This is a genomic window from Mycobacterium sp., assembly GCF_049281135.1.
In the GTDB taxonomy this organism is placed as follows: domain Bacteria; phylum Actinomycetota; class Actinomycetes; order Mycobacteriales; family Mycobacteriaceae; genus Mycobacterium.
Genome location: NZ_JBAPRN010000527.1, coordinates 1 through 9813, shown reverse-complemented (window position 1 = coordinate 9813; position 9813 = coordinate 1). Strand labels below are relative to the sequence as shown.

General features: G+C 65.3%; 9 protein-coding genes, 1 pseudogene and 1 riboswitch. Of the genes and pseudogenes, 9 read left to right on the top strand and 1 reads right to left on the bottom strand.

Annotated elements, in window-relative coordinates; translation table 11 throughout:
- The 7 genes and pseudogenes from WAN02_RS20875 to WAN02_RS20845 form a co-directional block, all read left to right on the top strand.
- A pseudogene (locus WAN02_RS20875) lies at positions 1-131 on the top strand (methylmalonyl Co-A mutase-associated GTPase MeaB); the annotation flags it as partial.
- A 41-nt stretch (positions 132-172) separates the two neighbouring features.
- A complete protein-coding gene (locus WAN02_RS20870; RefSeq protein ID WP_422266124.1) occupies positions 173-1438 on the top strand; it encodes a serine hydrolase domain-containing protein in 1266 nt (421 codons plus the stop codon).
- 17 nt (positions 1439-1455) lie between these two features.
- Complete coding sequence (locus tag WAN02_RS20865) at positions 1456-2031, top strand: carboxymuconolactone decarboxylase family protein (RefSeq protein ID WP_422266123.1); 576 nt, start codon at positions 1456-1458, stop codon at positions 2029-2031.
- A 69-nt stretch (positions 2032-2100) separates the two neighbouring features.
- A complete protein-coding gene (locus WAN02_RS20860) occupies positions 2101-3225 on the top strand; it encodes an NAD(P)H-dependent flavin oxidoreductase (RefSeq protein WP_422266122.1) in 1125 nt (374 codons plus the stop codon).
- On the top strand, positions 3222-3362 hold the full coding sequence (locus tag WAN02_RS20855; RefSeq protein ID WP_422266121.1) for a hypothetical protein: 141 nt from the start codon (positions 3222-3224) through the stop codon (positions 3360-3362). The genes WAN02_RS20860 and WAN02_RS20855 overlap by 4 nt, the downstream gene beginning before the upstream one ends.
- Complete coding sequence (locus tag WAN02_RS20850; RefSeq protein WP_422266120.1) at positions 3352-3972, top strand: TetR/AcrR family transcriptional regulator; 621 nt, start codon at positions 3352-3354, stop codon at positions 3970-3972. Before WAN02_RS20855 ends, WAN02_RS20850 begins: the two co-directional genes overlap by 11 nt.
- Positions 3973-4065: 93 nt before the next feature.
- A riboswitch (M-box (ykoK) riboswitch) is annotated at positions 4066-4249 on the top strand.
- A 268-nt stretch (positions 4250-4517) separates the two neighbouring features.
- A complete protein-coding gene (locus tag WAN02_RS20845) occupies positions 4518-4751 on the top strand; it encodes an Rv1535 family protein (RefSeq protein WP_422266119.1) in 234 nt (77 codons plus the stop codon).
- A 76-nt stretch (positions 4752-4827) separates the two neighbouring features.
- Here WAN02_RS20845 and WAN02_RS20840 read toward each other — a convergent pair whose 3' ends face one another.
- A complete protein-coding gene (locus WAN02_RS20840) occupies positions 4828-5589 on the bottom strand; it encodes a lipase family protein (RefSeq protein WP_422266118.1) in 762 nt (253 codons plus the stop codon).
- Between the two features lie 154 nt (positions 5590-5743).
- On the opposite strand from WAN02_RS20840, the gene WAN02_RS20835 reads away from it, so the two are divergent.
- The gene (locus WAN02_RS20835; protein WP_422266117.1) at positions 5744-6550 is read left to right on the top strand and encodes an acyl-CoA thioesterase; all 807 of its coding nucleotides are present in this window, start codon (positions 5744-5746) and stop codon (positions 6548-6550) included.
- A gap of 368 nt (positions 6551-6918) precedes the next feature.
- Positions 6919-9813: isoleucine--tRNA ligase (ileS, locus tag WAN02_RS20830; protein ID WP_422266116.1), on the top strand; the 2895-nt coding region annotated here is incomplete at its 3' end.

Sequence of the window (9813 nt, the reverse complement as noted above, 5' to 3'; positions counted from 1 at the left end):
ACCGGGTGCTGTCCAACCCCGCAGTCCGCAAAGCCCGCGCCGATGTCGAGCGTCGGGTTCTTACTGGGGAATTGACCCCGGCGCTGGCTGCTCAGCAAATTCTGGAGCTCGCTTCGATAACGGATAGCTGAATCCCACTTCGTTCATAGAGTCGAACGGTAGATTCGACGCCATGACCCTCGAAGTAGTGGGCAATCGCCGCTCCGTGCTGCCGCGCGGAGTTCACGGCGCAGCCGATCCCCACTTTGCCTGCGCGGTGCGCAGCTTCGCAAGCATGTTCCCGCACCGCCGATTCGGCGGCGGGGCACTGGCTGTCTACTTGGACGGCGAACCCGTCGTCGACGTGTGGACCGGCTGGGCAGATCGGCGCGGACGGGTGCCGTGGACCGCGGATACCGGCACCATGGTGTTTTCGGCGACAAAGGGCATGGCCTCCACCGTGATCCATCGGCTCGTCGACCGCGGGCTGATCGAGTACGACGCACCGGTTGCGCAGTATTGGCCGGCGTTCGGCGCGAACGGGAAAGCGGGTATCACCGTCCGGCAGCTGATGCGCCATCAGGCCGGTCTGTCGGCGCTTCGTGGGTCCAGCTTGGAAGACTTGCTGGACCACGAGCTGATGGAAAAACGCCTGGCCTCGCAGGCCCCGGGATACTCGTTCGGCAGGTCGGCCTATCACGCTCTGACCTACGGCTGGCTGCTGTCGGGGCTGGCGCGGGCCGTGACTGGTAAAGGCATGCGGCAGTTGATTCGCGAAGAGCTGGCCGAGCCGCTGGGCACCGACGGCCTGCACCTGGGCCGCCCGCCGGTCGAGGCGCCGACGCGGGCGGCGCAGATCATCATGCCGCAGAGCGCTTTCCAGAACCCGGTGTTCAACGCGGTGGCGCCGATGATCGCCGCGTTACCGCTGTCCGCCGGATTCGGCTCTATGTACTTTCCGGGTGTGAAGGCTGTCGCGCAAGGCGATATTCCGTTGCTGGACGGGGAGATTCCGGCGGCCAACGGTGTCGCGACTGCCCGTGGGCTGGCCCGGATGTACGGTGCGATCGCCAACGGTGGACGAATCGAAGGCACTCAATTCCTGTCCCCGGAGGTGGCCGCCGGCCTCACCGGGCGGCGAAACCTGCGGCCCGACGGAAACCTGGTGATACCGCTGGCCTTCCACCTCGGCTATCACCGGCTGCCGTTCGACGTGATCCCCGGGTTCGGCCATGTCGGGCTGGGCGGCTCGCTCGGCTGGGCGGATCCGGAGAGCGGCCTGGCGTTCGGATTTGTGCATAGCCGGCTACTGACCCCGTTCGTAGTCGTCGACCACGCCGGGTTCGTCGCGACGAGCGCCCTGTGCCGAATCGGCGCTGCCCAAGCGCGCAAGGATGGGTTCGAGCGGGTGGCCGACTTCGGTTCGCCCTTCGCCGAGCCGGGAGCCGTTGCGGGCTAACGGGTTACAGAGCCAGCGTGACGTCTCGAGAAGCCCGCGTACCCCGTCTCCCACTGGACGAGGCCAAAGCCGCCGCGGACGAAGCCGGTGTGCCCGACTACATGGCCGAGCTCGCGATCTTTCAGGTGCTGTTGAACCACCCCGCGCTGGCTGGTCGCCTGAACGATCTGCTCGCGCTCATGCTGTGGCACGGAAAACTCGACTCGCGGCTCCGCGAGCTCGCGATCATGCGGATCGGTTGGCTGACCGCCTCCGACTACGAATGGACACAGCATTGGCGCGTCGCCCAGGGACTCGGGGTGAGTGCCGACGACCTGCTCGGCGTGCGGGATTGGCAGACCTACACAGGGTTTGGCCCCGTGGAGCGGGCGGTGCTCGCCGCAACGGATGATGTGGTGCACTACGGCGCGGTGAGCGAGCGGAGCTGGGCGGCATGCGAGCGCGAGTTGGGTGCAGACCAGGCGTTGCTCATCGAGCTCGTCGCCGCGATCAGCGGGTGGCGCATGATCGCATCGATTCTGCACAGCTTGCAGGTGCCGCTGGAAGACGGTGTCGCGAGCTGGCCGCCCGATGGCCAACCGCCCAACCGATAAACAGCACCATGTCCCGGGTCACCGCGCGTCCGATTGACACGTCAAACACCAGCTCATAGCCTTCCGGGCATGCAAACGGGGGTTGCGCGCATGCTTGGCGTGGAGTTCCCGATTTGCGCCTTCAGCCACTGCCGCGACGTGGTGGCCGCGGTATCCAACGCCGGCGGGTTCGGTGTCCTCGGAGCGGTTGCGCACAGCCCGGAACGCCTGGACGCCGAGCTCACCTGGATCGAGGAGCAGACCGGCGGCAAACCGTACGGCGTCGACCTGCTCTTACCACCCAAATATGTCGGTGCTGAGCAGGGCGGGATTGACGCCACGCAGGCCCGCGAACTGCTACCCGAACAGCACCGCGCGTTCGTCGACGACTTGCTGGTCCGCTACGGGATTTCGGTGCCCACCGACGAGGAGCGATTGCCGCCCGCCGACTTGAACATCTCGCCCAAGGGTTACCAACCACTGCTCGATGTCGCATTCGCCCACCGCATCCGGCTGATCGCCAGCGCGCTGGGTCCCCCGCCGCCGGACCTGGTCACCCACGCTCATGACCGTGACGTGTTGGTTGCTTCGCTAGCCGGAACGACCGAGCACGCGAGGCGGCACGCCGCGGCCGGCGTCGACTTGGTCGTTGCCCAAGGCACCGAGGCGGGCGGGCACACCGGCCAAGTTTCGACGATGGTGCTGGTCCCCGAGGTGGTCGACGCGGTGGCCCCGGTGCCGGTGCTGGCCGCGGGTGGTATCGCCCGCGGCCGCCAGATCGCCGCGGCGCTGGCGCTGGGCGCCGAAGGCGTGTGGTGCGGTTCGGTCTGGCTGACCACCGAGGAAGCCGAGACGATGCCCGTCGTCAAGGACAAATTCCTGGCCGCCAGCTCATCGGACACCGTGCGATCGCGATCGTTGACCGGCAAGCCCGCGCGCATGCTGCGCACCGCCTGGACCGATGAGTGGGAGCGGGCCGACAGCCCCGATCCGCTCGGCATGCCCTTGCAGAGCGCACTGATCGGCGACCCCCAAGTCCGCATCAACCGGGCCGCCGCACATCCCGATGCCAAAGCCCGCGAGCTGGTCACCTATTTCGTCGGTCAAGTCGTGGGCTCGCTGAACAAGGTGCAGCCGACTGCGTCGGTGGTGCTGGACATGGTCTCCGAGTTCATCGACGCGGTCGGGCGACTCGACGAGTTGGTGGACCGGTGAGCGGCGCGACCCGGACGCATCGGCGGCTGATCACCGACGACGGCGTCACCGCTGCCGACGTTGCCGATTTCGTCGTCGAGTTCATCGGTAGCGGGTTGCGGCGCGCAGGGGCTCGAAGGTGGCGCCGTGACCGGTAGCGGTCCCACGCCGGCCCGGACTGCGGTCGAGGCGCGGCGTGGCGAGATCATGGCGGCGGCCAAGAAAGTGTTCGCGCGCAACGGGTTTGACGTCACGACGATCGCCGACGTCGCCAAAGCGGCTGAGCTGCCGTTCGATGTCGTCTACCAGCAATTCGACTCGAAGGACGCCTTGTTTCAGGCGCTGATCGCCGCCCAGGAGTACGCCATGCGCACCCATGTCGCTATCGCTCTGGCCGGAAGTGGCGCACGCTACGGATTCGCGGAGGTGCCGTTTCGCGCCACGCTGCGGGCGATGTTCGAGTTCTTCGACACCGACCGCGCCGCGACGAGGTTGATGTTTCGCGACGCTTACACATCGAACAACCGGTCCAACGAGCGACTCGGCGGCGTCTACGAGCGCTTCATCGATGACATCGAAAATCTGGTCGTGGCTGCGCAAAGCCAAGGCGAGATGGTGGCTGCACCGCCCCGGTTGGTGGCGTACGCCCTCACGGTGCTGATCGGTCGGATCGCTTACCGGCGACTGACCACCGACGACGGCCTCACTGCGGCCGAGGCCGCGGACTTCATCGTCTCGCTGGTGATGAAGGGATTGCGACCCGACTAGACCCCCGGCAGGTTACGGAACCATAACGGCTGGTCAGGGGTCATCGGCGTGGCGAATTGACCCGGGCGGAATGTTCGGGCATCATCGACAGGGTAAGCACCTCGTTAGGTGAGGCGTCTACACGGATATAGGCCACTGACCCCGAACGTCGAGAGACGCCCAGGGTCAGGACAGCTCCTCCCGGCTTAAGGGTTGAGCCCAAGTGGCTTCCGGCCTTGCATTTTTTGCAGGCCCGGATACGCCGTGTAGTGCCGAAACTCTACGAGTGGGGTGCGGTTTCCCGCTGTTGTCGGGTTCTGTATTCCTGCTTGCGTGCCAATTGTGCGGTAATCCGCACGTGCTGCGACCGCGAGGAGGTGAGGGACGCATGAGTTCCAGTGACAGTCCGGATCGATATCCGGGCGGTTCGTCCCGAACCGGCTTGCGGCGCGTCGCTTTCAGCTGAGCCTTTCTCGGCCCCAGCGTTCTGCAGATCTGCACCACGCCGTTTCGGACGGCCATCGAATCCCGTTGTGCCCGTTTGACTTTCTGCGTAGGAGGCGATCATGACCGCTGTTCTGTACGACGAAGTAGTGGCGGCGACGTCCGCACCTCGGCTCAGGGTGGTCCCTGATCCGACGCCGACGACACCGTCGACGCCGAAGACCTCCAAGCGGTCTGACCTTCCGATGACAGGCGCCGACCCGCTGGTCGAGGGCGCTGCTCGGCTGCTCTGTGTTCCGCTGAGGCAGCTCTACGCTGTGCTGTGGCGCGCGGGCGTCCTGGAAGTGGGCGCCTGAAAGGCGTTCCGGTGGCTGCGTTGTGACGCTCCGGGCATCTGAGGCGTGGTAAAGCCTCGGTGCCTGGAACGCTTCGTTACGGCTGCGCTGTGATGAAGGCCGACAGTCCTTGTTGGTAGGCGGCAAGGCTGTGCCGGTAACCGATCTGGATCTGCCCGCCACTGTCGACGCTGATTTGCGCACCGACGTCGACGTACGGTGCGGGCGGCAGCAAGGGAACGATGTCGAGAAAATTCACTACGCGGTAACAGCTTTCGATGGCGGCGTTGAACTTCTCGGCGAAGTCGGTCACTCCGACCCGCGGTCCGGCGAACGTGATCAGCCGCGGCTCGATCGTGTTCGGTGGCATGTTCCGGGCCATGTCAGGCGCGGCGAGAACGGCGAGCGCCGCACCTAGGCTGTGGCCGGTGATCAGGATCTGATCGCAGCCGGCCGCCGCGGTGGCCAAATTGGTGGCGATGTTGTTGCGGACGAGCTGGTAGACGTCCTGGAAGCCGGAATGCACCTGCCCGAACCCGCTGATCGGACCGTAATCATCGGGTATCGCGTCGATGTCGGCGATCCACTCGGCGAGGTCGGATGTGCCGCGAAAGGAGACAAATGCGGTGCGACTGGCCGGGTTATGGCCCATCAACCCGAAGATCTTGGTGTTGTTGGTCATTGCGGTCACGGCAGGATGCGGGTTCGGCATCGCGGTGAGCATCACGGCGTCCGCCTGGATGAGGCTGGTCTGGCTGAATCCGGACGGCAGGGTCGCGGTGCTGCCGCCCATCACGGTGTAGGCCGCTTGCGCCAACGGCAGCGCGACGTCGCGTGCGTAGGTCGGGTCGAAAGCCACAGCCGCAGTCTAGGACCACTTCGGCGTCGCAAGGCGACGATCTCTGTCTTGATGCTTGTAGAGCCAGATGTACGCTAACCTGCGAACACCTTCTCACCGCTGACGACAGCGAACCCGGCTGCGGCAGAGCCGAACTCAGGGAGATGCCATTTCGATGCCCGACATGCACGCTTTTGACCGCGCGATTGCTCTCGAGGTCGTCGACGATGACGTCGTCCGGGGTACTACTCGACCCGAGTGGGCGAACATGGTCGGACCCTTCGGCGGTGTCACCGCCGCGACCTTGCTGCGCGCGATCCAAGTGCATCCCGATTGCCTTGGTGAACCGGTGGCGCTGACGGTGAATTTCGCCGCGCCCATTGCCGACGGCGAATTCGAGATTTCGCGTCGGGCGCCGCGTACTAACCGCACCAATCAACATTGGATCGTCGAACTCGGTCAGGATGGCGCGGTCAAGACCACGGCCACGGCGATATTCGGGATCCGCCGCGACACCTGGTCGGACACCCAAGCGGAACCACCTGCTGCGCCGCCACCGGAGCAGATCACACGCGGCAGTCGCGGGAACCTGCCGGTCTGGACTGAGTTGTACGACATGCGTTTTGCCGAAGGCTCGTTTGCCGGTGGGGCAGTGCAGAAGGGGTCGTCCTCGACGACCACGCTATGGGTCCGCGACGCCGCGCAGCGCCAGGTCGACTTTCCGGCTCTGACCGCGATGTCCGACATCTTCTTTCCGCGAGTGTATTTGCGCCGCGGGGTGATTCCCGCCGGCACCATTTCCATGACCACGTACTTTCACGCCGATGGTCAGCATTTGGACGCCCTCGGCGGCGAGTACATTCTGGCAACGGCGCGCGCTGACCGCTTCGACCGTGGATTCTTCGACCAGAACGCGCAGCTGTGGAGCCGTGACGGTGTGCTGTTGGCGACCACGTACCAGATCGTCTACTTCAAGGGCTGACCGAGTTCAGAGCTTCTTTTTGGCAATGAATCGATCGGTTCGGCGTCCGCTGAGCGTCATGACATCGGATGTGGCGGTCATGGCGTCAGGGTAGCTCGGCTGACGCTAATTCTCGCGAGTCAGCGGGCCGGGATCGCCTGGGTTGCGGTGAACCGTAGAATGGTCTGCACGGCGTCGATCCGGCCATCACCGGGGAGCCTTCGGAAGAACAGCCGGCAGTAGGCCCAGTAGAACCGAACGGGTAGGCCCGTCACAGCCGATAACGAGCGGCCACGTCGATGCGTGGTAAGCGGGGTGGTACCGCGGCGCTTGCGCACCAGCGCGACGTCGTCCCCGTGCCTGAGAGCGGCACATGGAGACGACGCGCAGTGAGCGAGAAAACCTATCCGAAGCCGGCTGGCGGTGCACCCGACTTGCCGGCGCGGGAACTCGAGGTCCTCGACTACTGGGCGGCCGACGATACGTTTCAGGCCAGCATTGCCCGTCGCGCCGACGCCCCCGAGTACGTGTTCTACGACGGGCCACCTTTCGCCAATGGTCTGCCGCACTACGGGCATCTCCTCACCGGGTACGTCAAGGACATCGTCCCTCGGTACCGCACCATGCGCGGATACAAAGTGGAGCGCCGCTTCGGGTGGGACACCCACGGACTGCCGGCCGAACTCGAGGTCGAGCGGCAGCTCGGCATCACCGACAAATCGCAGATCGACACGATGGGTATCGCCGCCTTCAACGACGCCTGCCGCGAATCGGTGTTGCGGTACACCGACGAATGGCGGGCCTACGTGACCCGACAGGCACGGTGGGTCGACTTCGACAACGATTACAAGACGCTCGATTTGCCCTACATGGAATCGGTGCTCTGGGCGTTCAAGCAACTATGGGACAAGGGGCTGGCCTACGAGGGCTACCGCGTGCTGCCGTATTGCTGGCGCGACGAGACTCCGCTGTCCAACCACGAGCTGCGGATGGACGATGACGTCTACCAGAGCAGGCAAGACCCGGCTCTTACCGTCGGATTCGCGGTCCCAGAAGGGGATTTGGCGGGTGCTCACCTCTTGGTGTGGACCACCACGCCCTGGACGCTGCCGTCGAACCAGGCGGTGGCCGTCAACCCCGATGTCACCTACGTGCAGGTACGCGTCGGCGAGCACCGCGTCGTGCTGGCCGAGGCCCGATTGGCTGCCTACGCGCGAGAGCTCGGCGACGAGCCCGATGTACTGGGTAGCTACCGTGGCAGCGATCTGGTCGGCACCACGTATCGACCGCCGTTCCCGTACTTCATGGACTCGCCCAACGCTTTTCAGATACTCAGCGCCGACTTCGTGACGACCGATGACGGCACCGGGATCGTGCACTTGGCACCGGCCTACGGTGAGGACGACAAGGAGACCGCCGACAAAGCCGGCATCGTGCCGGTGACCCCGGTCGACGCCAAAGGCCGATTCGACGCGACCGTTCCGGATTACCAGGGGCAGCACGTCTTTGACGCGAACCCGCAGATCATCCGGGACTTGAAGAATCACACCGGTCCGGCCGCCGCGAACGGTGCGGTGCTGATTCGGCAAGAGACCTACGACCACCCCTATCCGCACTGCTGGCGGTGCCGCAATCCGCTGATCTACCGTGCGGTTTCGTCGTGGTTCATCAAGGTCACCGAGTTCCGTGACCGCATGGTTGAGCTCAACCAACAGATCACCTGGCACCCCGAACACGTCAAAGACGGTCAGTTCGGCAAATGGCTGCAGGGTGCGCGGGACTGGTCGATCTCACGAAATCGCTACTGGGGCACGCCCATTCCCGTGTGGGTCTCCGACGATCCGGCCTGTCCGCGGATCGACGTCTACGGCAGCCTGGACGAGCTGGAGCGTGACTTCGGCACTAGGCCCGACAACCTGCACCGGCCCTACATCGATGAGCTGACCCGGCCCAATCCTGACGACCCGAGCGGGCGTTCGACGATGCGGCGCATCCCGGACGTGTTCGACGTGTGGTTCGACTCGGGCTCCATGCCTTACGCCCAGGTGCACTATCCGTTCGAGAACCGCGACTGGTTCGACACGCACTACCCCGGCGACTTCATCGTCGAGTACATCGGGCAGACCCGCGGCTGGTTCTACACGCTGCACGTGCTGGCCACCGCACTATTCGACCGGCCGGCATTCAAAACCTGCGTGGCGCACGGGATCGTGCTGGGCAGCGACGGCCAGAAGATGAGCAAGTCGCTGCGCAACTATCCCGACGTCAGCGAGGTGTTCGACCGCGACGGCTCCGATGCCATGCGCTGGTTCCTGATGGCCTCGCCGATCCTGCGCGGCGGCAACTTGATCGTCACAGAACAGGGCATTCGCGACGGCGTACGCCAGGTGCTGTTGCCGTTCTGGAACGCCTACAGCTTCCTGGCCCTCTACGCCCCGAAAGTCGGTACCTGGCGGGCCGATTCGGCACACGTCCTGGACCGCTACATCCTGGCCAAGCTGGCGGGGCTGCGCGACGACCTGACCGCGGCGATGGATGGCTGCGACATCTCGGGGGCATGCGAACAGATACGCCAGTTCACCGAGGCGCTGACGAACTGGTATGTGCGACGGTCACGTTCGCGGTTCTGGGAGGAAGATCCCGACGCGATCGACACGTTGCACACCGCGCTCGAAGTGACCGCCAGGCTAGCGGCGCCGCTGCTACCGATGACCACCGAGATCATCTGGCGGGGGATCACCGGTGAGCGCTCTGTGCATCTGTCCGACTGGCCGGCCGCCGGCCTGCTGCCCGTTGACCCCGAGTTGGTCGCCGCGATGGACCAGGTGCGCGAGGTGTGCTCGGTGGCGTCGTCACTGCGCAAGGCGAAGAAGCTGCGGGTACGGCTGCCGCTGCCGAAGCTGACTGTGGCGGTGGAGAATCCGCAGCGTTTGGCGCCGTTCACCGACCTGATCGCCGACGAGCTGAACGTCAAGGTGGTCGAGCTGACCGACGACATCGCAGGCTACGGCCGTTTCGAGCTCACCGTCAACGCCCGAGTCGCGGGTCCACGGTTGGGCAAGGACGTGCAGGCCACGATAAAGGCGGTCAAGGCCGGCGAGGGCGTTGTCAACGCCGACGGCACATTGACCGCCGGTCCCGCGGTACTGCTGCCCGAGGAGTACAGCTCGCGGCTGGTGGCCGCCGACCCCGAGTACACCGCGCCGTTGCCCGGCGGGGCCGGGCTGGTGGTACTGGACGCTACCGTCACGCCCGAGCTCGAGGCCGAGGGCTGGGCCAAGGAC

What these genes read in the sequence shown, in the direction of transcription:
- WAN02_RS20870 (WP_422266124.1), top strand. Translation starts at nt 173, where the DNA reads ATGACCCTCGAAGTAGTGGGCAATCGCCGCTCCGTGCTGCCGCGCGGA.
- WAN02_RS20860 (WP_422266122.1), top strand. Translation starts at nt 2,101, where the DNA reads ATGCAAACGGGGGTTGCGCGCATGCTTGGCGTGGAGTTCCCGATTTGC.
- WAN02_RS20845 (WP_422266119.1), top strand. Translation starts at nt 4,518, where the DNA reads ATGACCGCTGTTCTGTACGACGAAGTAGTGGCGGCGACGTCCGCACCT.
- WAN02_RS20835 (WP_422266117.1), top strand. Translation starts at nt 5,744, where the DNA reads ATGCCCGACATGCACGCTTTTGACCGCGCGATTGCTCTCGAGGTCGTC.